Source organism: Ferrovibrio sp. GW821-FHT12B10, from assembly GCF_058807515.1.
In genome coordinates this window covers 3,504,339-3,528,877 of record NZ_JBXAQT010000001.1, presented here as the reverse complement: position 1 = coordinate 3,528,877, position 24,539 = coordinate 3,504,339, and the positions used below count along the sequence as shown (strand labels likewise).

General features: G+C 64.1%; 22 protein-coding genes. 12 read left to right on the top strand and 10 right to left on the bottom strand.

The genetic code is table 11. The features are described 5' to 3' along the window. Positions 1–8: 8 nt before the first annotated feature. Positions 9–935: a LysR substrate-binding domain-containing protein gene (locus tag AC1RRT_RS17525; RefSeq protein WP_493015191.1), complete on the bottom strand. Its 927-nt coding sequence runs from the start codon at positions 933–935 to the stop codon at positions 9–11. A 90-nt stretch (positions 936–1,025) separates the two neighbouring features. Here AC1RRT_RS17525 and AC1RRT_RS17520 point away from each other — a divergent pair, with 90 nt between their 5' ends. Then, complete coding sequence (locus tag AC1RRT_RS17520) at positions 1,026–1,934, top strand: DMT family transporter (RefSeq protein ID WP_493015099.1); 909 nt, start codon at positions 1,026–1,028, stop codon at positions 1,932–1,934. 62 nt (positions 1,935–1,996) lie between these two features. Here the strand turns inward: AC1RRT_RS17520 and AC1RRT_RS17515 are convergent, their stop codons facing one another. After that, a complete protein-coding gene (locus AC1RRT_RS17515; RefSeq protein ID WP_493015098.1) occupies positions 1,997–3,682 on the bottom strand; it encodes a thiamine pyrophosphate-binding protein in 1,686 nt (561 codons plus the stop codon). Positions 3,683–3,705: 23 nt separating this feature from the next. Then, positions 3,706–4,029, bottom strand: coding sequence for an NIPSNAP family protein (locus AC1RRT_RS17510; protein WP_493015097.1), 324 nt, complete (start codon positions 4,027–4,029; stop codon positions 3,706–3,708). Between the two features lie 219 nt (positions 4,030–4,248). On the opposite strand from AC1RRT_RS17510, the gene AC1RRT_RS17505 reads away from it, so the two are divergent. The 7 genes from AC1RRT_RS17505 (at position 4,249) to AC1RRT_RS17475 (ending at position 10,776) form a co-directional block, all read left to right on the top strand. Continuing rightward, positions 4,249–5,436, top strand: coding sequence for a pyridoxal phosphate-dependent aminotransferase (locus AC1RRT_RS17505; protein WP_493015096.1), 1,188 nt, complete (start codon positions 4,249–4,251; stop codon positions 5,434–5,436). Positions 5,437–5,614: 178 nt separating this feature from the next. Beyond that, on the top strand, positions 5,615–5,953 hold the full coding sequence (locus AC1RRT_RS17500) for a P-II family nitrogen regulator (RefSeq protein ID WP_492970590.1): 339 nt from the start codon (positions 5,615–5,617) through the stop codon (positions 5,951–5,953). Positions 5,954–6,065: 112 nt separating this feature from the next. Beyond that, positions 6,066–7,475, top strand: coding sequence for a type I glutamate--ammonia ligase (glnA, locus tag AC1RRT_RS17495; protein ID WP_493015095.1), 1,410 nt, complete (start codon positions 6,066–6,068; stop codon positions 7,473–7,475). Positions 7,476–7,627: 152 nt separating this feature from the next. After that, the gene (locus AC1RRT_RS17490) at positions 7,628–8,281 is read left to right on the top strand and encodes a tetratricopeptide repeat protein (protein ID WP_493015094.1); all 654 of its coding nucleotides are present in this window, start codon (positions 7,628–7,630) and stop codon (positions 8,279–8,281) included. A gap of 180 nt (positions 8,282–8,461) precedes the next feature. Then, complete coding sequence (locus AC1RRT_RS17485; protein WP_493015093.1) at positions 8,462–9,442, top strand: MBL fold metallo-hydrolase; 981 nt, start codon at positions 8,462–8,464, stop codon at positions 9,440–9,442. Between the two features lie 95 nt (positions 9,443–9,537). Next, positions 9,538–9,849 carry a ferritin family protein gene (locus AC1RRT_RS17480; protein WP_493015092.1) on the top strand — a complete coding sequence of 104 codons (312 nt, stop codon included), beginning with the start codon at positions 9,538–9,540 and terminating at the stop codon, positions 9,847–9,849. Between the two features lie 135 nt (positions 9,850–9,984). Beyond that, positions 9,985–10,776 (top strand): aldolase, encoded by a 792-nt coding sequence (locus AC1RRT_RS17475; RefSeq protein ID WP_493015090.1) that lies wholly within the window; start codon positions 9,985–9,987, stop codon positions 10,774–10,776. A gap of 42 nt (positions 10,777–10,818) precedes the next feature. Here AC1RRT_RS17475 and AC1RRT_RS17470 read toward each other — a convergent pair whose 3' ends face one another. Both AC1RRT_RS17470 and AC1RRT_RS17465 read right to left on the bottom strand, forming a co-directional pair. After that, positions 10,819–11,829, bottom strand: coding sequence for a Bug family tripartite tricarboxylate transporter substrate binding protein (locus tag AC1RRT_RS17470; RefSeq protein ID WP_493015089.1), 1,011 nt, complete (start codon positions 11,827–11,829; stop codon positions 10,819–10,821). A 44-nt stretch (positions 11,830–11,873) separates the two neighbouring features. Further along, on the bottom strand, positions 11,874–13,439 hold the full coding sequence (locus tag AC1RRT_RS17465) for a UxaA family hydrolase (RefSeq protein WP_493015088.1): 1,566 nt from the start codon (positions 13,437–13,439) through the stop codon (positions 11,874–11,876). A gap of 227 nt (positions 13,440–13,666) precedes the next feature. On the opposite strand from AC1RRT_RS17465, the gene AC1RRT_RS17460 reads away from it, so the two are divergent. Together AC1RRT_RS17460 and AC1RRT_RS17455 are read left to right on the top strand one after the other, a co-directional pair. Further along, entirely contained in the window at positions 13,667–14,647 is a 981-nt protein-coding gene (locus AC1RRT_RS17460; RefSeq protein WP_493015087.1) for a LacI family DNA-binding transcriptional regulator, read from the top strand. A 320-nt stretch (positions 14,648–14,967) separates the two neighbouring features. After that, positions 14,968–16,842: a methyl-accepting chemotaxis protein gene (locus AC1RRT_RS17455; protein ID WP_493015086.1), complete on the top strand. Its 1,875-nt coding sequence runs from the start codon at positions 14,968–14,970 to the stop codon at positions 16,840–16,842. Between the two features lie 3 nt (positions 16,843–16,845). Here the strand turns inward: AC1RRT_RS17455 and AC1RRT_RS17450 are convergent, their stop codons facing one another. The 4 genes from AC1RRT_RS17450 to AC1RRT_RS17435 form a co-directional block, all read right to left on the bottom strand. Continuing rightward, positions 16,846–17,457 (bottom strand): trimeric intracellular cation channel family protein, encoded by a 612-nt coding sequence (locus AC1RRT_RS17450; RefSeq protein ID WP_493015190.1) that lies wholly within the window; start codon positions 17,455–17,457, stop codon positions 16,846–16,848. 16 nt (positions 17,458–17,473) lie between these two features. After that, a complete protein-coding gene (locus AC1RRT_RS17445) occupies positions 17,474–19,405 on the bottom strand; it encodes a DEAD/DEAH box helicase (protein ID WP_493015085.1) in 1,932 nt (643 codons plus the stop codon). 146 nt (positions 19,406–19,551) lie between these two features. After that, entirely contained in the window at positions 19,552–20,325 is a 774-nt protein-coding gene (locus AC1RRT_RS17440; protein WP_493015084.1) for a hypothetical protein, read from the bottom strand. Between the two features lie 61 nt (positions 20,326–20,386). Then, the gene (locus tag AC1RRT_RS17435; protein ID WP_493015083.1) at positions 20,387–22,555 is read right to left on the bottom strand and encodes a hybrid sensor histidine kinase/response regulator; all 2,169 of its coding nucleotides are present in this window, start codon (positions 22,553–22,555) and stop codon (positions 20,387–20,389) included. A 288-nt stretch (positions 22,556–22,843) separates the two neighbouring features. Here AC1RRT_RS17435 and AC1RRT_RS17430 point away from each other — a divergent pair, with 288 nt between their 5' ends. After that, the gene (locus AC1RRT_RS17430) at positions 22,844–23,107 is read left to right on the top strand and encodes a hypothetical protein (protein ID WP_493015082.1); all 264 of its coding nucleotides are present in this window, start codon (positions 22,844–22,846) and stop codon (positions 23,105–23,107) included. Continuing rightward, a complete protein-coding gene (locus tag AC1RRT_RS17425; protein ID WP_493015081.1) occupies positions 23,107–24,030 on the top strand; it encodes a transglutaminase family protein in 924 nt (307 codons plus the stop codon). The genes AC1RRT_RS17430 and AC1RRT_RS17425 overlap by 1 nt, the downstream gene beginning before the upstream one ends. A 25-nt stretch (positions 24,031–24,055) precedes the next feature. Here the strand turns inward: AC1RRT_RS17425 and AC1RRT_RS17420 are convergent, their stop codons facing one another. Then, positions 24,056–24,514: a DUF6455 family protein gene (locus AC1RRT_RS17420; RefSeq protein ID WP_493015080.1), complete on the bottom strand. Its 459-nt coding sequence runs from the start codon at positions 24,512–24,514 to the stop codon at positions 24,056–24,058. Positions 24,515–24,539: the final 25 nt, after the last annotated feature.

The window sequence follows — 24,539 nt, the reverse complement described above, 5'->3', positions numbered from 1 at the left end:
ACGGAAGGTCAGGCGTCGCCCAGAAATGCGGCCAGCATGGAAGGCTTCACGCCAGCCTGGGCCGCAATGCGTGTCGCCAGCTGGACAGCCGCTGGTCGCGGTATGCCGGGCGGGCGATCCATCCAGTAGGACACGGAGTTGAGCGCGGTCTGCTTGTCGACCGCGACGATACGTCCTTGGTCGATATCCACCTGCGCCAGCGGCGGCCGCGCCAGCGCGATGCCAAGGCCGCAGGCGGCGGCATCCAGCACAAGATTGTAGTCTTCAAAGCGCCGGTCCTGCGGACGCGGCCGGTAGTCCAGCCCCTGCTTTTCAAGCCAGGCACGCCAGCCGGTGGCGCTGGAATCGTGCAGCAACGGAAATTTCAGCAAGCGTTCCGGCTTGCCCTTGCCAATCTGTTTGGCCAGGGCCGGCGAGGCGACGGGGAAACACTGCTCCTCGAAAAGCTGCATCGAGATACGGCCCGGAATGGTGCCGCGCCCGCAGCGGATGGCGAGGTCGATGCCCTCGTCCACCAGATCGACATGCCGGTGATCGACCAGCAACTGCACGCGCAAAGCCGGCGGGCCTTCTTCCAGCGCAGCCAGGCGCGGCATCAGCCAGCGGCCGGTGACCGAGGGAATGGAATTGAGTCGCACGACCAGCGAACCGCGCGGATCGGTCCAGCGGTCGGAATAATCGGCGATCAGCGAAAAGGCCTCGCGCGTGCGCTGGTACAGGCGCTGGCCGTCGGGCGTCAGGCCGACGCCGCGCGCCTGCCGGTCGAACAGCTTCACATTCAGCCAGCGCTCCAGCTTGGCCACCTGCCGGCTGATCGCGCCATGGGTCAGGTTCAGGGTCTCGCCAGCCGCCGAGAAACTGCCGAGCCGGGCGGACGCCTCGAAGGCGCGCAGGGTATCGAGCGGTGGAAGCTGGGCTGGCAAGCTGTGATCCATACGCACAGCAGAACCCTGATCTGTTCGATTGTCAATCAGCTCCGGAAGGCGCATCTCAGGGGCAGCACCCGCCCAACCCCGGATACCGTCATGACCGCCACCTGCGACGCCGCCCCTCTTCCCACCGCGCCCCTGCGCAGCCGGATCGACCCGGTCACCGTGGCCGCCGTGACCATCACCGTGGTGGCCTGGTCTTCAGCCTTCCCGGCCATCCGCGCCGGCCTGGCCGGCTTCGGCCCGCTGGAACTCGGCGCGGCCCGCTTCGCCATCGCCGCGCTGCCGGCTGCCCTGTTCCTGGCGCTGACCCGCCCGGCCCTGCCCAAGCTGCATGAGGCTTGGCGCTTCATCTCCGGCGGCCTGCTGTTCGTGGCGCTCTACACGGCGCTGCTCAATATGGGCGAGATGACCGTCACGGCCGGCGCCGCCAGCTTCATCATCAATGTCAACCCGATCATCACGGCCGCCCTTGCCATGGCGCTGCTGGGGGAGCGTTTCAATCGCTGGGCCTGGGCCGGCACGGCGCTGTCCTTTGCCGGCATCGGGCTGATCGCGCTCGGCGACATCGACAACCTGCAGCTCGATACCGGCGCGCTGATGATTCTCGGCGCAGCCCTCTGCACGGCGGTGAACATCATCGTGCAGAAACCGCTGTTCGCCCGCCACAAGCCGCTGACCGTCTCGGCCTGGAACATGGTGATCGGCGCACTGTTCCTGGCGCCATGGCTGCCCAACGCGATCAGCGAGGCACAGGTCGCCTCGACAGGCCTTCTGCTGTCGGTGCTCTATCTCGGCATCGTGCCCAGCTTCATCGCCTATGGCAGCTGGACAATCGCGCTGTCGCGCCTGCCCGCCGCCCGCGCCGCCAACTTCATGTACTGCGTGCCGCCGACCGCGACCCTGATGGGCTGGCTGTGGCTTGGCGAAATTCCAACCACGCTGGGCCTAATCGGCGGCGCGCTGGCGCTCGGCGGCGTGGTGCTGGTGAATTTGAAAAAATAGTCGCCGCAGACAAAAAAAGACCGGGCTGTTTTTCAGCCCGGTCTTTGTCCTATGGCGGAGGATCAGCGATCCGAGTGATGCGCCTTGGCTTTCACGGCCGCTTCGCGGATCTGGGTCAGGGTCATGCGCGGGGTCAGCGCTTCCGGGTCGAGCTTGATCTCGATGATCGACGCCTTGCCCGAAGCTTTCGCGCGTTCGAAGGCCGGCGCGAAGTCTTCGGTCTTCAGCACCGTTTCGCCATGGCCGCCGAAGGCGCGCGCGTAAGCTGCGAAGTCCGGGTTTTTCAGTTCGGTGCCGCTGACGCGCGCGGGATACTCGCGCTCCTGATGCATGCGGATGGTGCCGTACATGCCGTTGTTCACCACAACGACGATGATGGCGGCGTCATACTGGAGCGCGGTGGCGAATTCCTGCCCCGTCATCAGGAAACAGCCATCGCCGGCAAAGGCCACCACAGTGCGTTCCGGATGGGCGATCTTGGCGGCCACCGCCGCTGGCACGCCGTAGCCCATCGAGCCTGACGTCGGCGCGAGCTGGTTGTTGTGGCGGCGATAGCGATGGAAACGATGCAGCCAGGTGGCGTAGTTGCCGGCGCCGTTGCACAGCACCATGTCCGGACCCTGCGTTTTGGTCAGCCACTTCACGATCTCCGACATCTGCACATCGCCGGGTGACGGCGGCACGGTCTGCCAGGCCTCGTAATCGGCGCGCAGCGTCTTGGTGCTGTCGGCCCAGGCACGGCCATCAACCGGGCCGATCTTCTGCAACGCGGCGGCAAAGCCGGCCGCCGTCGCATTGATGGCGAGGTCCGCCGTGTAAACGCGGTTCAGCTCTTCAGGGCCGGCATGCACATGCACCAGCGTCTGGTTGGGCAGCGGAATGTTGATCATGGTGTAGCCGCCGGTGGTCATCTCGCCCAGCTTTGCGCCCATCACCAGCAGCAGATCGGCCTCATTGATGCGCGCCTGCAGCTTCGGATTGATGCCGATGCCGACATCGCCCACGTAATTCGGCCAGTCGTTATCCAGATAATCCTGACGGCGGAAGGATGCCCCGACCGGAATGCCCGATGCGCTGGCCCAGGCCTGCACCTGCTCGCGCACACCTTCGTTCCAGCCCGAACCGCCGACGATCATGAAGGGCTTCTTCGCCGCCTTCAGCATGTCCTTCAGCTTGGTCATCTGCGCATCCGACGGATGCGCCTCCACCGGCTGCACCGGTTTACCATCCACGGCCTCCACGACATTCGTCAGCATGTCCTCGGGCAGCGCCAGCACCACCGGGCCACGACGCCCCGACATCGCCACGCTGAAGGCGCGGCTGATGAATTCCGGGATGCGCGCGGCGTCGTCGATCTGCGCCACCCACTTGGCCATCTGGCCGAACATGCGGCGGTAGTCGATTTCCTGGAAGGCCTCGCGCTCGATCATGTCACGGCCGACCTGGCCGATGAGCAGGATCATCGGCGTGGAATCCTGATAGGCGACATGCACGCCGGCCGAGGCATTGGTGGCGCCCGGGCCGCGCGTCACCATGCAGATGCCGGGCTTGCCTGTCGTCTTGCCATAGGCATCGGCCATCATCGCCGCGCCGCCTTCCTGACGGCAGATCACGAAACGCATGTGGTTGGTGTGGTCATGCAGACCATCCAGCACGTTGAGGAAACTCTCACCCGGCACGCCGAAGATGGTATCGACGCCCTGGATGCGAAGCTGCTCGACGAGGATATGACCGCCGCTGCGTTTCATGACTCTGTACTCTTTCGTGATGGTTAGCGCTTGATCTGGAAGAAGCTGGCCGGGGTCATCAGCTGGTTCTGCTGGCCGGTCAGATAGCCCGCCTCGCCGCTGGCCTTCAGGAAAGCCTGCCACTCGGGATCGGCCTGCATGCCGGCGCGCTTTGTCTCGCGATCGGCGGCGCTCTCATAGGCCCAGATATGGATGTAGGTGTTGATCGGACCGGTCTCGGTGACCAGGAAGGCGAACGGCTGGCCGAGATGCCTGGTCTGCGGCTTGAAGCCGAGCTTCTCATACAGTTCGAGCTGCAGCTTGATGGTGCCGGGACGGCAGGTATAGGTGCGGACGTCGAGCAGCATTGTCTGGGTTCCTCTGCGTAAGGCAGAGGACACTAGGCAGCCCTCGACGACCGCGCAAGCGGCAGGCCGCACAGGGAACTTGTATTGGGCCGGGACAACCGCCGCGTTGCGCAATGGACCATTTCAAAGGTCCATTTGACCGTCAATTTTTGCCCCCTCGCCTTGCCCCCTCCCCGGAATCCCGGCATAAGCAGACGGGCTACAAACGGGAGGAAAACAATGCAGATTGCCGCGCGGATGTCGCGTCTGGGCTCGGAAAGCGCCTTCGAGGTTCTGGCCCGTGCAAAAGCCCTGGAAGCCCAGGGCAAGAGCGTCATCAATCTCGGCATCGGCCAACCCGATTTCCCCACCCCGCCCCATGTCGTCGAGGCCGCCATCAAGGCGCTGCGCGATGGCCATCACGGCTACACGCCAGCCAACGGCATCCTGCCCTTGCGCGAAGCGGTCTGCGCCGAGATCGCGCAGCGCTACAAGGTCAGCGTCTCGCCCGACCGCATCGTCATCGTGCCCGGCGGCAAGGTGACCATGGCCACCGCCATCGAAATGTTCGGCGAGCCTGGCGCCGAGATCATGTATCCCGATCCTGGCTTCCCGATTTATGAAAGCCTTGTGAATTACACCGGCGCGAAACTCGCCGGCTATCCGCTGCTGGAAAAGGATGGCTTCGCCTTCCGCGCCGAAGACCTGCTGGCGCGCATCACGCCGAACACGCGGCTGCTGATCGTCAACTCACCGGCCAATCCCACCGGCGGCGTCGCGCCGGCGGCGGAAGTGAAGAAGCTGGTCGAGGGCCTGCAGCGCTTCCCGCATGTCACCATCATGGCCGACGAGATTTATTCGCGCCTGGTGCTCGATGGCGATGGCGCGTATGCGAGCTTCATTCCCTATCTCGATCAGTTGCAGGATCGCCTGATCATCCTGGAAGGCTGGTCGAAGACCTATGCCATGACCGGCTGGCGCCTGGGCTGGGGCCTGTGGCCCACGCGGCTGGCCGAACTGGCCACCAAACTCGCCATCAACACCCATTCCTGCGTCAACGCACCGACGCAGTTCGCCGGCATCGCCGCGCTGCAGGGACCGCAGGACATGGTGGAGGAGATGCGCCTGGCCTTCCGTCGCCGCCGTGACCTTTGCGTCGCCGGGCTGAACAGGATCCCGGGCATCAGCTGCATCAAGCCCGAGGGCGCCTTCTACGCCTTCCCCAACATCACCGAGACCGGCCTGAACAGCCGTCAGATGCAGGACGGCCTGCTGGAGCAGGCCGGCGTCGCCACCATCGCCGGCACCAGCTTCGGCAGCCATGGCGAGGGCTACATCCGGCTCTCCTTCGCTGCCTCGGATCAGGCCATCGCCCAAGCGCTGGACCGGATGGCCGCGTTCCTGAGCCAACAGAAGCCCAAACATTAGGCTCTTTTTGGCCTATATTTTGTGCAAATAGGGTATTTTTGATGCAAACACCCCTTCCTGAGTTACCCACACCCCCACCATGAGCGGGAATCCTGCGGGTTAAGCCCGGGTTAATGCTGGCACAAAGCGTGCATTATTCCCGCCGTCATTTCATTCCGGCCAAAGTGTTGTCGCACCCATGAAAAAAATCGAAGCCATCATCAAGCCGTTCAAGCTCGACGAAGTGAAGGAAGCCCTTCATGAAATCGGCCTCCAGGGCCTTACCGTGACCGAAGCCAAGGGTTTCGGCCGCCAGAAGGGTCACACCGAGCTGTATCGCGGCGCTGAATACGTCGTCGATTTCCTGCCGAAGGTGAAGATCGAGGTCGTGCTCGACGAGAGCATGGTCGAGAAGGCCGTCGAGGCCATCACCCAGGCGGCCCGCACCGGCCGTATCGGTGACGGCAAGATTTTCATTTCCACTGTTGAAGAGGTCATTCGCATCCGCACCGGTGAAAAGGGCGCGGAAGCGGTCTGACGGCGGAGCAGGAACTCTCCGCCTCTGTCACCCAATCTCATCGGGACCGCCCCTTGCGGGCTGGTCTCGTGAGTCGTTTAAACCAGGGAAGAACTAGCAGGAAAAAACAGCCATGGCTGATGCAAAATCCATTGTGAAGCAGTTTAAGGACAAGGACGTCAAGTACGTCGACTTCCGGTTCACCGATCCGCGCGGCAAGTGGCAGCATGTCGCCTTCGACATCACCATGATCGACGAAGCGACCCTGAAGGAAGGCATCATGTTCGACGGTTCGTCGATCGCCGGCTGGAAGGCGATCAACGAGTCCGACATGCTGCTGAAGCCCGACTTCGACAGCCTCACCTACGATCCCTTCTCGGCCCAGACCACGGCTGTGCTGTTCTGCGACGTGCTTGAGCCGCATGAGGGCACCCCGTACAACCGCTGCCCGCGCTCGATCGCCAAGGCGGCCGAAGCCTACATCAAGACCAGCAAGACCGGCGACGTGGCCTATTTCGGTCCGGAAGCCGAGTTCTTCGTCTTCGACGACGTGCGCTTCAAGACCTCGATGAACGAGACCTTCGTGTATCTCGACGACATCGAAGGCGACTACAACTCGGGTAAGGTCTACGAAGGCGGCAACATGGGCCACCGCGCCCCGATCAAGGGCGGCTACTTCCCGGTTGCTCCGCTGGATCAGGGCGGCGACCTGCGCTCGGAAATGCTGACCACGATCGCCGGCATGGGCGTCACCGTCGAGAAGCACCACCACGAAGTCGCGAACAGCCAGCACGAGCTGGGCATCAAGTTCGCCACCCTGCTGAAGTCCGCCGACAGCATGCAGATCTACAAGTACTGCGTGCACAACGTGGCTCATGCCTGGGGCAAGACCGCGACCTTCATGCCGAAGCCGATCAAGGGCGACAACGGCTCGGGCATGCATGTGCACCAGTCGATCTGGAAGGGCGGCAAGCCGCTGTTCGCTGGCAACAAGTATGCCGGCCTCAGCGAGATGGCGCTGTTCTACATCGGCGGCATCATCAAGCACGCCAAGGCGCTGAACGCCTTCACCAACCCGCTGACCAACAGCTACAAGCGCCTGATCCCCGGCTTCGAAGCCCCTGTGCTGCTCGCCTACTCGGCGCGCAACCGTTCGGCCTCCTGCCGCATCCCGTTCGGCGCCGGCGAGAAGGCCAAGCGCGTTGAGGTCCGCTTCCCCGATCCGGGCGCGAACCCCTACCTGGCTTACTCGGCCATGCTGATGGCCGGTCTCGATGGCATCAAGAACAAGATCCATCCCGGCCCGGCCATGGACAAGAACCTGTATGACCTCCCGGCTGAAGAGCTGAAGAAGGTTCCGCAGGTTTGCGGTTCGCTGCGTGAAGCGCTGGAAGCCCTCGACAAGGACCGCGCCTTCCTCAAGGCCGGCGGCGTCTTCTCGGACGACTTCATCGACAGCTACATCGATCTGAAGTTCGAAGAGGTCTATGCCTTCGAGCACACCCCGCATCCGATCGAGTTCTCGATGTACTACTCGGTCTAACGACCTTCCCTGGGCAAGCGGCTTTCACAGCCGGGCGTCCAACGAGCCCCGCCGGTTCCTGCCGGCGGGGCTTTTTCGTTTTTTAACGTTCCGCTTTCTCAAAGCCCCGTCTAAACTTGCCCTGTCACCGGGTGGGTGATGGGGGAAGACCGATGCGGGCAGGCCCGGGAAAAATCCTGGTCGTCCTGGCGATAGCTCTGCTGGCGGCAGGCTGCGCCAAGGATTTCGAGACGACGAACATGGCGCGCTACCATGATGCCGGCATGCGCGCCGAGCTCGGTCGCGACTACCAGACCGCCGAGATGCAATACGAACGCGCGCTGGTCTGGGCCGGCACCGAGAAGGTGCCCTCCGCCCTGCTGTCGCTCAATCTCTACAATCTCGGCCGCATGAAGGGCCATAGCTGCAAGTTCGAGGAGGCGCGCGAGCTGCTGCTGACCTCGCTGGCGCTGGAAGAGCAGACCTCGGGCCCGGCCAGCGTGCAGGTCACGCGCCGGCTGTTCGAACTGGCCCGCCTTTCCTACGACCGCCGCCAGTATGCCGAGGCGCTGCCCTATTACGCGCAGGCCATCCCGATGGTGCGCCAGCTCGGCCTGGAAGCCGACGATCCGATCAACCTGGCCGAGGCGTTGCTGGAATATGCCGCTGCCTTACGCCAGACCGGCGACCTGCGCGCTGCCGCCGGCGCGCGCGCCGATGCCGACAGCCTGCGCAGCCGCTATCCGGGCCAGGACCGCAAATACCAGATCGCGCGCTACAGCCTGGCATGCCGCGGCACGGCGACTGCCCAGCGCGGCCGGGCCTGAGCAGAGGAGCCTGAACAGACAGGCCTGATTTCTCGCGTGACCGTCATCACCGTCCGGCCAGCGCGCCGTTGCGCCGCCATGGCAGCCCTGTAGCCTGCCCCCCACATGGCCTTGCGCGCGCTCCCTCTTCTCCTTGCCCTGCTGCTCATCAGCAGCTGCGCGCCGCGCCCGGAGGTGCAGATGCCCGACAAGCCCTATCACCATCTGACAGACGGCCGCTTCCGCAATCCCGAAGGCTCGGTTCATGTCGACCCACCGGGCATCGGCACCCTCCTGCCCTTCTGGTGGCGCATGACGCTGGCCAGCTTCAATACCGAGGCCGTGCCCGAGGGCCATGTGCTGCCGACGGCCGACGTGCAGGCCGGCCTCGCGCGCCACCACAATGCCGACAGCCTGACCTGGCTCGGCCATGCCGCCTTCCTGGTGCGCATCGGCGGCGCCACGCTGCTCACCGATCCCTATCTCTCCGACCATGCCGGGCCGTTCAACCGCTTCGGCCCCAAGCGCTACGTGCCGCCGGCGCTGACACCGGAAACGCTCCCCCCCATCGACATCCTGACCGTCAGCCACAATCACTATGACCATCTCGACCTGGCAACGCTGGAGGCCATGCCCAACAAGCCGCGCATCAGCGTCGTGGTGCCGTTGGGCCTCGGCTCCTACTTTACCGATCTCGGCTATACCGATGTCACCGAACTGGACTGGTATGAAAGCATCGAGCGCAAGGGCGTCACCGTCACGGCGACCCCGGCGATCCATTTCTCACGGCGCGGCCTGACCGATGGCAACCGCACGCTCTGGGCCGGCTTTGTCTACCGTGCCGGCGACAAGCGGCTGTTCTTCTCGGGCGATACCGCCATCGGGCCGGTATTCCGCGAGATCGGCGAGAAGCTCGGGCCCTTCGATCTCGGCCTGGTCGGCATCGGCGCCTATGAGCCCGACACCATCATGCGGGGCAGCCACACCACGCCGGAACAGGCGGTGGAGATCGCCCGCAACGTAAAGGCCAGGCATGTGATCGGCATGCACTGGGGCACCGTGCGACTGAGCGACGAGCACCAGTTCGAGGCGCCCGATCGCCTGCGCAAGGCAGCGGCCGATCAGGGCTACGGCCCGCACGAGGCCATCGTGATGAAGATCGGCGAAACCCGGGCTTTCTGATTCTTGGTCGTCTGATCGCCATATCAGAAGGAACTTCACTGGATTTCAGCCATTTCTATCGGGACCACCGCATGACCGTCCCTTTAGGAGCCCCCATGTCCAGCGAAGAGCTTCACGTCCCCCGCGAACGCCTCAGCAAGGAGGCGCTGCATCTGCATTACGCCATCACCTCGCTGATGGAGGAGATGGAGGCCGTCGACTGGTATCGCCAGCGCGCCGACGACTGCGACGACGCGGCGCTGAAGGAAATCCTCCTGCACAACATGCGCGAGGAAATGGAACATGCGGCCATGGTGATCGAATGGATCCGCCGCAACAGCAGGGACTTCGACACACAGCTGCGCGAATACCTGTTCACCGACAAGGACATCGCCAAGCACGAGGAAGAAGCGACGGGCAAGGGCTGATTGTCTGTTACGCCCTCCCTTCTTCTTGTCATGCCCGGGTCAAGCCCGGCCATGACACCTTAAATCCGAAGCCCCACCTTTCCGGCTCCATCGAAATGCGCGATCATGCTAGGCAAATCTACGGAGTTGCCTCCCATGGCCCATGCCCTTTCCACCAATGCCCAGCCGCTCGCCGGCCATAACCGCCCTGATCTCGACACGCCCGAAATCCGGCAGGCCCGCATCGACCTCGCTGCCTGCTTCCGCATGGCGGCCAAACTCGGGTTGCATGAGGGCATCTGCAACCACTTCTCCGCCGTGCTGCCCGGCCATGACGACCTCTTCCTGGTCAACCCTTATGGCAAGGCCTTCAGCGAAGTCTCGGCCTCCGATCTGGTGATCTGCGATTTCCACGGCAATGTCGTGCATGGCAGCGGGGTGCCGGAAGCCACGGCTTTCTACATCCATGGCCGCATGCATATGAACGTGCCGCGTGCCCGCGTCGCCTTCCATACGCACATGCCCTATGCCACGGCGCTCTGCATGATCGAGGGGCCGCCTCTGCTCTTCGCCGGGCAATCGTCGCTGAAATTCTACGGCCGCACCAAGGTCGACGACGACTATAACGGCCTGGCGCTCGACAGCTCGGAGGGCGACCGCATTGCCAATGCCGTCGGCGAGGCCGACATCGTCTTCATGAAACATCACGGCGTGATGGTGCTGGGCAAGACCATCGCCGAGGCCTGGGACGATCTCTATTACCTGGAGCGCGCCTGTGAGGTGCAGGTGATCGCGCAGAGCACCGGCCGCAAGCTGATCCCGGTTGACCCGAAGATCGCCGCCTTGACCTACGAGCAGATGCGCGAGGGCGACCGTGAATCGGCCCGCCTGCATCTGGACAGCATCAAGCGCGAACTGGACCGCGAGCAGCCGTCCTACAAGGACTGACATACAGGAGCTGACCGGCGAACCGGTCAGCCCCTGCTCATCTCAGCTCTTGCTGAGCAGCTCCTTGAGGTTCAGCCGTTCGATAATGACCTTCTCTTCCTCGTAGTTCTGCGCGACGAACTTGCGATACTCCTCGCCGTCCAGGTACATCACCACCATGTCGAGGCGATTACAGGTTTCCGTGTGCTCAGCGCTCAAAGCGGCGTTGCGAAACACCTGCCGCAGCCTGGCGGTGATCGCCGGGTCGAGGCCCTTGGGCGCGCCAACACCGTTCGGCGCCTGCATCACCACGTTGTAGCCGCTTTCCTTCAGGGTCGGCACATCAGGAAAGCCGGCCAGGCGCTGCTCGCTCCAGGTTGCCAGCAGGCGGAAGCGGCCGTCGCGCACCAGCGGCGCCCAGCTGCTGGAATCGGCCAGCACTTCCACATGGCCGCCCAGCACGCCCTGCAGGGCATCCGCCCCGCCCTTGAAGGGCACATGGCTCATCTTGATCTTGGCGGCGTAGGAGAATTCCTCCATGCCGATATGGGTCTGCCCGGCCACGCCTGACGTGGCATAGGTCACGGTGTCGGGCTTGGCCTTCGCCGCCGCCACCACATCCTGGATGGTCTTGAAGCGCGAGTCCGCGCGGACGGCGATGCCGAAGGTCTGCCCGGCCGTGCGCGCGATGAAAGTGAAGTCGCTGCGCGGATCATGCTGGAAGCTGCCCAGCTGCGAGAAGCGCGTCACGCTGAGCGGAATCTGCCCGATGGTGTAGCCGTCGGGCTGCGCCGTGGCGATGGCCGCGGCGCCGATCATGCCAGCCGCGCCAGCGCGGTTCTCCACGGTGATCGGCTGGCCCAGCTCGGCGGCCGCCACGCGGCAGAGCGCGCGCATCGTGGCATCGGCGGTGCCGCCGGCCGGCCAGGGGCAGATGAAGCGGATCGGGCGGTTGGGATATGCCGTCTGGGCCACGGCGGGTTTGACCAAGCCGCCGGTGGCCAGCACTGCGGCGGACGCAAGCGTTCCCGTGAGGACCTGACGCCTGTCAGGTCCCTGCATGACTTTTTTCATTGTCGTTTCCTCCGGTTATGTCGCTTTTTATGAGTTGGTCTTCGCTACCCCACGATACCGATCTGCCAGGGCACGAATTCATGGTCGCCGACGCCGAGCAGCTCGCTCTTGCTCTTCTCGCCCGATGCCGTGCGCAGGATATGCTCGAAAATCTCCTGCCCCATTTCCTGCATCGACTTGGTGCCGTCGAGGATCTGGCCGCAGTTGATATCCATGTCCTCTTCGAGGCGACGGTACATCGGTGAATTGGTGGCGAGTTTCAGCGACGGCACAGGCTTGGCGCCGAAGGCCGAGCCGCGCCCTGTCGTGAAGGCTATGATATTGGCGCCGCCGGCGATCTGTCCCGTGGCCGAGCACGGGTCATAGCCGGGCGTGTCCATGATGACGAGGCCCTTGGTCTTCACCGGCTCGGCGTATTTGTAGACTTCCATCAGCGGCCCGGTGCCGCCCTTCATGGAGGAGCCGAGCGATTTCTCGAAGATGTTGGCAAGGCCGCCGGCCTGATTGCCCGGGCTGACCACACCATTGATCTGCACGTCGCGGCCCACCGCATAGACGTCCTTCCACCAGCGGATGCGCTCCACCAGCTTCTCGCCCACGGCTTGCGTCACCGCGCGACGGGTCAGCGTGTGCTCGACGCCATAGAGCTCCGGCGTTTCCGACAGGATCGCCGTGCCGCCATGCTGCACCAGGATATCCATCGCCGCGCCCAGCGCCGGATTGGCGGTGATCGACGAGAAGCCGTCCGAACCGCCGCACTGCAGGCCGACACTGATATGGCTGGCCGGCACGGTGGTGCGCGTCACGTCGTTGGCCGATGGCAGGATCTTCTTCACGGCTTCGATGCCGGCTTCGATGGTCTTGCGGGTGCCGCCGGTATCCTGCATCACGAAAGTGACGAGGTTGGCGCTGCGTTCCAGCCCCTGCTCCTCCATCATGCCCCCGAGCTGGTTGCGTTCGCAGCCCAGGCCGATCACCACCACGGCGGCAAGGTTGGCATGACGGATATAGCCGCCCAGCGTCCGGCGCAGCAGCGCCATTGCCTCTCCCGTCATCTCCATGCCGCAGCCCAGCGCATGGCTGAAGGCCACCACGCCGTCCACGTTGGGGAAATCGGCCAGCCGTTCCTCGGTGAAATGTCGCGCCACCGCATGCACCACGGTGGCCGAGCAGTTCACGGTGGAGACGATGCCGATGAAATTGCGGGTGCCGACGCGGCCATCGGGGCGCACGATGCCCTGAAAGGTGGCGCGCTCGGCCTCGGGGATCATCTGCACCGGCTTGTAGCCCTGGGCATGGGCATAGTCGCGGTCGAATTCGCGGAACTCGGTGTTATGGCCGTGCAGCATGGTGCCGGCCCGGATGTCCTCGGCGGCGAAGCCGACCACCACGTTGTATTTGCGGATGGCCTCGCCCTTCCTGATGTCCTGCGCGGCGATCTTGTAGCCGGCCAGCGTCTTGTCGCGGATCAGGAACCCGGGATGGCGGTTGTCGCCCTCCACCGGAATGCCGGGCACCACGTCGATGCGGGCGACGACGGTGTTGTCGTCGGGATGCAGGCGGATGACAGGGCCGATCAGGCGCTTGGCGTGCAGGTCGATCTGGTTCATGGGGCATAGACTCTTGAATGAAGTAATGACTCGTCTGCTGGGTGATATCGCCCAGGTGCTGGCCTGGGTGCCGGCCCGGAATGTTACCGGTAACATGGAGGGCGAGACTACCGCCAAATCGCCGCGCTGGCTATACTCGTTTTGTGAAGAAGCCGTCGCAGAAGTCCGCCCAAAAGCCGCCGCGCTCAAAAGCAGCGCCGCGTTCCGCACCTGCGAAGACGCCGACATTGGCCGATATCGCGGCCGAAGTCGGCGTCACCAAGATCACGGTCTCCCGCGCGCTCAACACCCCCGACCAGGTCTCGCCCGAGACGCTCGACAAGGTGCGCGCGGCCGTGCGCCGCATCGGCTACACCCCCAACCTGCTGGCCGGTTCGCTGTCGTCCAACCGCTCGCGCCTGATCGTTGCGCTGGTGCCCAGCATCGCTGGCGCCATGTTCACCGCGACGATGCAAAGTATTGCTGAACATCTGCAGGCGCATGGCTATCAGTTGCTGATCGGCCAGGCCGGCTATGATGATGCGCGTGAGGACGAGCTGCTGGCCGCCATTATCGGCCGCCGCCCCGACGGCATCATCCTTACCGGCATCGTCCATTCGCCCGATGTGCGCCGCAAACTGCGCGCCGCACGCATTCCGGTGGTCGAGACCTGGGACCTGACCGACAAACCGATCGACATGCTGGTCGGCTTCTCGCATCCCGCCATCGGCGCCGCCGCCGCCGAGCATCTGTATAAACGCGGCTGCCGCCGGCCCGCGCTCATCGCGCCCGACGACCGCCGCGCCCAGTTGCGCGCCCAGGCCTTCAGCGATGCCTGGCGCCGCCTCGCCGGCAAGAAGACCCCGGTGCCGATGATGCAGGCCGCCGCGCCCACGCCGATGGGCGACGGCCGCACCGCGCTGCGGCAGTTGCTGGCTGCCCATCCCGATATCGACAGCGTTTTCTGTGGCTCCGACAACCTGGCGCTCGGCGCGCTGATCGAGGCGCGCGCCCGGGGCCTCAAGGTGCCGCAGCAACTCGCCGTGATCGGCTATGGCGACCAGAGCTTCGGCAAGGATGCCGATCCGCCCCTGACCAGCATGCGAATCGAGGGCGGCGAGATCGGCCGTATCGCGGCCGAGATGCTGGTGGCGCGCGCCCAGGGCCGCGCTCCGAAGACGAAGATCGTCGATGTGGGCTTCACGCTGGTGACGCGCGACAGCGCCTGACCACCCCTTCCCGGTACGACAATACGGATATGGCGGAGTCGGTCCGGGTTACCGGGCGATAATATTGGATTCCCTCAATACTACCTAAGCACTACAACCAAAAGTAATCATTAATATAACTACCAAGTAATGATCAGCCCTCAAGTCATTCTGGATAACACCTGAAGTAAAAAAACAGTAAGTCAGCGTTTGGTAACTGATCTGCAGCGCGTTTTTCTGCGAATAATCCGCACGCACATAGTTCTTCAAACCAGAATCATCCGCAAACACACCCTCAGCTGGCGGGCCAGGCCCCGGCAGATCAGAAAAGGAAACCCTCGATGTTTCAGTTTTCAGCCGGCGCCGCATCCAGTGACCTGCGGGCCCAGTTCGTCGCCATCAACCGGGTGCAGGCGATTATTGAATTCACGCTGGATGGCCGCATCCTGCATGCCAACGAGAATTTCCTTGGCGCCATCGGCTACACGCTGGAAGAGATCCGCGGTCAGCATCACAGCATGTTCGTGACGGCGGAATACCGCGCCAGCCCCGAATACCGCGCCTTCTGGGACAAGCTCGGCCGTGGCGAATATGACGCCGGCCAGTACATGCGCATCGGCAAGGGTGGCAAGGAAATCTGGATCCAGGCCAGCTACAACCCGGTCTTCGACAAGCGGGGCAAGCCCTACAAGGTCGTGAAATTCGCGACGGATATCACCCAGCAGAAACTGCTGATGGCCGATTACGAAGGCCAACTCGCCGCCATCGACAAGGCGCAGGCGGTGATCGAGTTCAATCTCGACGGCACCATCATCCGCGCCAACCCCAACTTCCTCGCCACGCTGGGTTACAGCCTCGACGAGGTGAAGGGCAAGCATCACAGCCTGTTCGTCGAGCCAGCCTATCGCGACAGCGCCGAGTACAAGGCCTTCTGGGCCAAGCTGGGCAAGGGCGAGTTCGATGCCGCTCAGTACAAGCGCATCGGCAAGGGCGGCAAGGAAGTGTGGATCCAGGCCAGCTACAACCCGATCATGGATGCCAGCGGGCGCCCCTATAAAGTGGTCAAGTATGCCACCGACATCACGGCGCAGACTAAATCCGCGCAGATGATGCAGCATGCCGTGCAGCAGGTACAGGGCGTGGTGGATGCCACCCGCGCCAATGACCTGACCCAGCGCATCGACCTCGCCGGCAAGGATGGCGACATCCGGACGCTGTGCAGCGGCGTCAACGATCTGGTCGACGCCATGACCGGCATCATCGGCAGCATCCGTGAAGCGGCGACCACCATCGCCGCCGCCTCGGGTGAGATTTCCACCGGCAGCCAGGACCTGGCCCAACGCACCGAAAGCCAGGCCGCGGCCATCGAAGAGACCGCCGCGTCGATGCATGAGATCACCGCGACGGTGAAGCAGAATGCTGACAACGCCCAGGCCGCCAGCCAGTTGGCGACCGCCGCCCGCGATACCGCCGAAAAGGGCGGCAACGTGGTGGCCGATGCAGTGCAAGCCGTGACGCAGATCGAAGCCAGCGCGCAGAAGATCAGCGACATCATCGGCCTCATTGATGAAATCGCCTTCCAGACCAACCTGCTGGCGCTCAACGCGAGCGTTGAGGCAGCGCGCGCTGGTGAGGCCGGCAAGGGCTTCGCCGTCGTCGCCCAGGAAGTGCGCTCGCTCGCGCAGCGCTCGGCCAATGCGTCGAAGGACATCAAGGCGCTGATCTCGGCCTCGAACAGCCAGGTCAAGACCGGCGCGGCGCTGGTCAATCAGGCCGGCAGCTCGCTGACCGAGATCGTCGGCGCCATCAAGAAGGTGTCGGATATCGTCGCCGAGATCGCTGCCGCCTCGAAGGAACAGGCCACTGGCCTGGAGCAGATCAACGGCGCTGTCGGCAGCATGGACGAGATGACCCAGCGCAACGGCGCGCTGGTGGAAGAGACCTCGGCTTCGGCCCAGTCGCTCTCCACCCAGGCAGAAGAGCTGGCCCAGCTGGTGCAGCGCTATCGCACCGTCGGCGGCGCGCCTGCCCTGCGCACCGCGCCTGCCGCCGCTGCCCCCGCGCCGACGCGCCCGGTTCAGAAGCCGGCCCCAAAGCCGGCGCTGAAGGTGATCGAGAATCGCTCTGCGAAGCCTGCGCCAAAGACTGCACCCGCGCCGGTCAAGGCCGCGCCGAAGCAGGCGGCCGGCAATGATGGCGACTGGGCGGAATTCTGAAGTCTAGCGCTTCGGGGTTTCGTCCCCGGTCCGTGCCACGGCGATCTGCCAGTTCCGGCGGATCGCCAGCACGCGGATCGCAAAACACAGCAGGCCGCCAAGGATGATGCTGGCGTGGAACGGGATGCCGAGCAGGTCGCCGGCCACCACCACGCCGGCACCAGCCAGCGCCGCCACCGCATAGACCTCGGCGCGCAGCACGGTGGGAATTTCCGCCAGCATGATGTCGCGCGCCATGCCGCCGCCGATGCCGCTGAGCACGCCCAGCATGACAGACGCCAGCGGATTGAGGCCGTAGATCAGGGCCTTCTGCGCCCCCAGGACGGCAAACAGCGCCAGCCCGGCCGCATCGAACAGCTGCACCGGATGCTTCAGCTTCTCAACCAGCCTGTATTGGAAGAACACGATCAGGGCGGCGGTGGCGGCGATCACCGGATAGGCCCAGTCACGGATCGCCACCGGCGGCAAGGCGCCGATCAGCAGGTCGCGAAGAATCCCGCCGGCAGAGGCGGCCGCAAAAGCGAGGACCAGCACCCCGAACAGATCGAGCCGGCGTCGCACGCCGGCGGTGGCCCCGCTGAGCGCAAAGACGAAGGTCCCGACGAAATCGAACAGGGTGAGCAGCAGACGGTCAGTCCTTTTTGCGCTCCGGCTTTTTCTTCCAGGCCGGCCGGTCCGATCCTGCCGGAACGCCTGCGCCTTCCGCAACCGGCTTTTTGAAGTCGGGCTTGTAGGGACGGCTGCTGTTGCCATCCCAGGGCTTCTTGGCGCCAAACGGCTTCTTCTCGCCGCCGAACTCCTTTTTGCCAAAGCCCGGCTTCTTGCCGGCCCACTCTTTCTTTTCGCCGAAGCCGCCGGCCTTCTTGCCCATCCAGGACTTCTTGCCGCCATCACCATCCGATGCCGTCTCGCCGGCCACGCCGGGCGGGCCATCCAGCCGCGTGATGGTGATCTGCTTCTCGCCGGTGCCTTCGCGCGCGATCTGCTCGGCGAAGCGCTGGGCGACGGCGGCCGTGATCTCGAACTGGCTTTCGGTATGGAAGATCTTGATCGAGCCGACATCCTTGCGGGTGACATGGCCGACGCGGCAGATCAGCGGCAGCAGCCAGCGCGGCTCGGCATTCTGCTTGTGGCCAGCGGTGATGCGGAACCACACGCCGCCACCGGCGAAGTCATCGCGCGACTTGCGCGGACGCTCGCCGCCACGGTCATGGAAGGCTGACGGCGCTTCGACCGCCACATCCAGCAGCTCTTCCGGCGCCGGCTGGCGGCCCTGATGCAGGCGCAGGAAGGCCGTCGCCACCTTCTCCGCGCCATGCTTGGCGATCAGCGCGGTGGCGAATTCCTGTTCTTCCGGCGTCGCGGCAGCCTGCAGCGTCTCGTCATTCATGATGCGCTTGCGGTCGACCGCCTGGATTTCGGCGGCCGAGGGCGGCTGCGCCCATTTGGCCTCGATATTGGCTTCCTGCAACAGGCGCTGAATGCCGCGGCGGCGGTTATGCGGCACCAGCAGCGCGCAGATGCCCTTGTTGCCGGCGCGGCCGGTACGGCCCGAGCGATGCAGCAGCGCTTCCTTGTTGGTCGGCAGGTCGGCATGCACCACCAGCTCCAGGCCCGGCAGGTCGATGCCGCGCGCCGCCACGTCGGTGGCGACGCAGATGCGGGCGCGGCCGTCGCGCATCGCCTGCAGCGCATGGGTGCGCTCGTTCTGGCTCAACTCGCCCGACAGCGCCACCACGCCGAAACCGCGATTGGACAGCCGCGCGGTCAGATGCGTCACCGCCATGCGGGTGCCGCAGAAGATGATCGCGCTCTTGGCGTCATGGAACCGCAGCACGTTGATGATGGCGTTCTCGCGCTCGTTCGGCGCCACCATCAGGGCGCGGTATTCGATATCCACATGCTGTTCGCGCTCCGACGCGGTCGAGATGCGGATCGCATCCTTCTGGAAGCGCTTGGCCAGCTGGGCGATCGGCTTCGACACGGTGGCCGAGAACATCAGGGTGCGCCGCTCCGGCGCCGCCGCATCGAGGATGAATTCCAGGTCCTCGCGGAAGCCCAGGTCCAGCATCTCGTCGGCTTCGTCCAGCACCACGGCGCGCAGGCCGCTGATGTCGAGCGCGCCGCGTTCGATATGGTCGCGCAGGCGGCCCGGCGTGCCGACCACGATATGCGCGCCGGCATTCAGCGCCTGACGCTCGGTGCGCATGTCCATGCCGCCGACGCAGGACACGACTTTCGCGCCGGTCGGCGCATAGAGCCATTCCAGCTCGCGGCAGACCTGCAATGCCAGTTCGCGCGTCGGCGCGATGGCCAACGCCAGCGGCGGTATCCAGTTGCCGCGACGCTGCGGCTCGAACCCGTCCGAGCCCTGCAGCAGGGTCGGCGCGATGTTGAGGCCGAAGGCAACCGTCTTGCCCGAGCCGGTCTGGGCCGAGACCAGCAGATCGGCTTCGGCATGTTCGGGGGCGAGGACGGCGGTTTGAACGGGGGTGAGCGCGGTATAGCCGCGCTGCGTCAACGCCTGCGCCAGCGGCGGAATCACGCCTGCAAATTCAGTCATGGCAATGTCTTTCAGGAGATAGGGTCGGCACATGCGCAGCGGCCCACCCAGCAGTCTTTGGGCCGATCAGGGAATGGCGATCATCCTGCGCCGGCCCTGCGGGGCGCTTTGTAATGATTTCCTCAACAATCGTCAACTACGCCCGATTAAGACTCACGAAGCCTATCAATCATGGCAACTACCTCTTGAATGTCGGTAGCCACAAAAACACCGTGTTTCTTATGATATTCAATGAATACGCCAACGATGCAAATTTCTATTGCGATCCCAGAGTTATCCTTTTCCATCCACCATACGGGCGCCCCACTCATACCTGCGGGCTTGGGAAATTCCCCGCCTATCTTTCCTTCTTTCCAAACCATACCTCTATCGAAGGGAGTCAATATGTGCGTATCGGGCGAACACCCAACTTCGGCGTATGGTAATTTTCCCATTGGGAAACCACGCGCAACAAATGGCGATGACTCTATTTGACCTCGAACTGGATGATATCGCCCTTTAGACCCCGGAAATCCGATTGTTAGGTAATCATGCCCCTCACGAGGCTGAGGGCCGCGTTTTAGAACATTAATAGAGAAAGCTTCTTTATTGATTTCTGGGTAAGGCGGCAGTCCTTTCCCCTCAAGGCGAACGACACCTACATCAAGTTTGCCTTGATCGCCTTTTTTTAGAAGGCGTTTTCCCGATACGGCTCGCAACTTATCTCTGGATGCATAAAAGAAAATTTGACCATCACCATTCCCAATTTCCAGAACGTGAGCCGCAGAAACCAAATACACATTTTTATGATCAAATATTAAGAAGCCAGTTCCCACCGAAATATATTTCCCGGAATCGTCCGCGCGAAAAATCGGTACGACACAGCGCAGGAGAGCCTCAGATAGCTTTCCCAGTTCGCTTAAGAAAAGATGATTGATCACAGATTCGTCCTACGGCCGCAATCATTGTAATCCAGCGCTCCGCTTAATCAACACGCTCATCTCAAGCCGCTTTACGCATATTGGCCGAGATCGTCCGCAACAATATGGCCGGATCGATCGGCTTGGCGACATGACCGTTCATGCCGGCATTGCGGCAGCGCGTGATCTCGTCGGTCATGGCGCTGGCGGTCAGGGCCACCACCGGCGTGCTGCATTTGGGCTCGGGCAGCGCGCGGATGCAGACCGTCGCTTCCAGCCCGTCCATCACCGGCATGTTGAGGTCCATCAGGATCAGGTCGAAATCCTCGGACGCCAGCTTCTGCAGCGCTTCCGCGCCGCTGGCCGCATCGACCACCGTGTTGCCGGTCGGCCCCAGCAGCGCCGAGACCAGGCGACGGTTGGTGCCATTGTCGTCGACCACCAGAATCTTGCCGGTGCGCAGCAGCGTCTCCACCGTCGGCTCGGCCTCGACCACGGCCGTGGCCACGACCCGGGTGAAGAGCAGCGTGAACCAGAAAGTGCTGCCGACCTCGAACTGCGAGGAGACGCCCATACTGCCGCCCATCATCTCGACCAGGCGCTTGCAGACGGTGAGTCCCAGCCCGGTGCCGCCAAAGCGGCGGCCCACGGTGGAATCAACCTGCGTGAAGCTCTGGAACAGCAATGGCATGTCGGCTTCGCGGATGCCGACGCCGGTATCGGCGATGGCGAAACGCAGCGAGTAGCGCGCATCGTCGCTGGCCTCCACGCTGACCGACAGCGTCACATGGCCCTCGGTGGTGAATTTCACGGCATTGCCGACCAGGTTGATCAGCACCTGGCGCAGGCGTGTCGGATCAGCCAGCACGCATGCCGGCGCGCGGTCGTCATAGCGCAGCCGTAGCGCTACCCCCTTGGCATCGGCGGCGGGGCGATTGAGCGCGATCACATCGTTGACCAGCTGGCGCAGGTCGGTTTCCACGGCCTCCAGCGTGATCTTGCCGGCTTCCATCTTGGAATAATCGAGGATGTCGTTGACGATCCTGAGCAGGCTGGTGGCGGATTCCGAGATGATGCCGGCATAGCCCCGCGCCTTGGCGGTCAGATCGAGATCGGCCAACAGCTTGGAATACCCGATCACGCCGTTCATCGGCGTGCGTAGCTCGTGACTCATGATGGCGATGAATTCCGATTTGGCGCGCAACGCGTCCTCGGCTTCGGTACGGGCCGCGATCAGCATGCGTTCACGCTGTTCGCCGCGATAGATGCTGCGCGCCAGCAGGATACCGCCCAGCAGGACGGCCATGGCGGTGATCAGCACGATGCCGCCGGCGATGATCGAATTGCGCCGCCAGATGGACAGGACCTGTTCCGTGGAAAAGCTGACGCCAACCACCAGCGCGCTGCGCGGCACGCGGCGATAGCTGAACAGGCGCTTCTGCCCGTCGATGCTGCTGCGCACATGCGCGGTGCCGGCCCGGCCCTGCGACAGGATCGTGGCGAAGACGGCGGGTGCCGCCGCCGGTTGCCCGGTCAGGGTCTCGTCGAACGGCGTGCGGATCAGCAGGATGCCGTCATCATAGATGACGGCGAAGGAACCACCCTCGCCCAGCGACAGCGAGGAATACAGCCGGGCAAAATAATCAAGATCAAACCGCGCTGTGACGATACCGAGGAAACTGCCGTCATCGGCCGAGATGCGGCGCGAGGCCAGCACGGTCTGGCGCTGGGTCACCGCCGACACGAAGGGATGCGAGATGTGCATCCGGTTGCTGTGGGCATTGTTGGCATGGAACAGGAAGGATTCACGCTGCGAGATATCCGCCCCGGCGGTGGCCCCGACCGAACTCAGCACGCGCTGGCCATAGCCGTCATAGGCCGCGATCGAAGTGATGGCCGAGGCATTGCCGTAGATGGCTTCCATGTCGTCCAGCGCCTGGTCATCGGCCGGGCGCTTGCCGGTCAGCACCGACCGCGACAGCCGGACGCTGTCCAGCAGGGTGCGGTCGACGGCTTCCAGCGTGCGGGTCATATGGGCGGCTGCCAGCTCGGACAAATTCTGGGTGCGGTGTTCGTAATCCGCGATCACGGCGTCATGGCGACGCAGGATCTCCATCGTCGTGACGCCAACCAGGAAAAAAGCCAGCAATGTGGTCAGCACCAGTACCACGCCGCCGCGACCGCGCCAGAATCCCTGCCGACGCAGCAGATGGCGCGGGGAGAGTTTGGCAAGCAGAGAGCGGATCGACATCAGGCGAGCCTCCGGAGATAGAGCCAGCATCAGCCGATTCTGCTGCAAAAGCAGGTTGAAAGCCGATAAGGCGCAAGCATGCCGAACGGGGTATCCATAAAATAATGTCGGAAATTTCAGTGGGAAAACCTGGAGATTCCGGACCTACCCGCCAGCAGGGACGAATAGTCTTGCGTCGCCTGCCGGTGAGGCAGAAGCTGGTCCGGTTCTCAACAATCGACCATCCGTCCGCACACTGCGGCGGCTTACCGATAGCGGATGCCCGCTGCCGTCCGAAAGACATCACCCATGACCAGCCGCAGCACCCAGGCCGCCCTCACCTTCCGCCATCCTTTCCGGCTGACGGCGCCTGATTTCGCCTTGCCGGCGGGCACCTATCTGGTCATCACCGAGGAAGAGCAGCTTGAAGGCCTGTCCTTCAGCGCCTTTCACCGCACCGCGACGCTGCTGCACCTGCCGGCGCAGGCGGTGCCCAGCGCGATCCGCCAGGTCGTCACCGTCGATCCCGACGAGCTGGCCGCCGCCCATGACGCCGACGGCCGGCACATCTGATGCTGCTGCATATCCATCACCGCACGACCTATCTCTACCGTCAGCCGGTGAGCCTGGAGGCGCACCGGCTAATGCTGCGGCCGCGCGAAAGCGCCGCCAACCAGTTGCTGGCCTTCACGGTGGAAACCACGCCGCCCAGCCTGGTGAGCTGGAGCGAGGACGTCTACGGCAACAGCATCGCCAGCGCGATGCCGCTCTGGCCGTCCGCCATCCTCACCATCGACAGCCGCCTGCGCGTGCTGCATCAGGCCGACGAGCGCACCAGCCCGCCCCCGCCGTTCGGCGTGGACGCCAGCCTGAACGGCCTGCGCTATCCCTTCCGCTACAGCGACGGTGACTGGGCCGCGCTGGGGCAGATGGCGCGGCCGCAGTATGCCGATTCCAGCGGCGCGCTGCTGCAGTGGGCAAATGCCTATATCGCACCGCTGCCAACCGATGCGCTGTCGATGCTGCGTGACCTCAATGCGGGAATCTCCGCGCGGATTTCGTATCAGAGCCGCGATGCCGAGGGCACGCAGAGCCCATTGGAAACCCTGGCGCGCGGCTGGGGCACCTGTCGCGATCTGGCGGTGCTGCTGGCCGATGTGGTGCGCTGGCTCGGCTTCGGCGCGCGGCTGGTCTCGGGCTATCTGTACAATCCGCTGCGCGACGGGCTCGACGATGCGATGGCGGGCGAAGGCGCGACTCATTGCTGGATCGAGGTCTACCTGCCCGGCAGCGGCTGGATCGCCTTTGATCCCACGCACAAGACCCATGGCGGCCACGGCCTCGTGCCGATCGCTATCGGCGCCCGCATCGAGGACCTGACGCCGATCCAGGGCAGTTTCACTGGCTTGTCGGGCGACTATATCGGCATGCGCGTCGGCGTCACCGTCTCCAGCGCCTCGCCGGCGCTGGCCTTCGACGGCCTGCGGATGGGATAGCGGGCGGCAGCCCGCAAGGATGCGGTTAGCGGCGGCCGCTGTTGCCGGTCTGCATCTCCTGCAGCAACTTCAGTTCGTCATGGTTCGGGCAGAAATACGGCTGCGCGCCCTCGTCGCGCGCCTCGGCCGGCACGGCGAGCCAGTCACGGCAATCCTCGCGCACCTGGCACAGGCCGCAAACCCGCTGCATGTCGTGCAGCGCGCCATACAGGGCCGCCGCCTGCCTGAGCCCGAGGCGGCCGAGCAGATCGTCCAACTCGGCGCTGCCACCGCTGTCAGCCATCAGGACATCCAGTTCACTGCTGGTCATGCCGAGATCATGCGCGATGCGCGTGCGATCAACCTGATCCATAGACTGCCATTCCTGGTCTTCCGCCATATGGCGAAAGCGCTGCTTGAGCCAGCCGGCCAGAGTAGCAATCGGGTGAGTGGCTGGCGGATGAGTGACTGGCTCCGGATCGTTGTCCTGGGTCTCTGGGGTCATGGTGGCGGCCTCCTGTGCCGGTTGG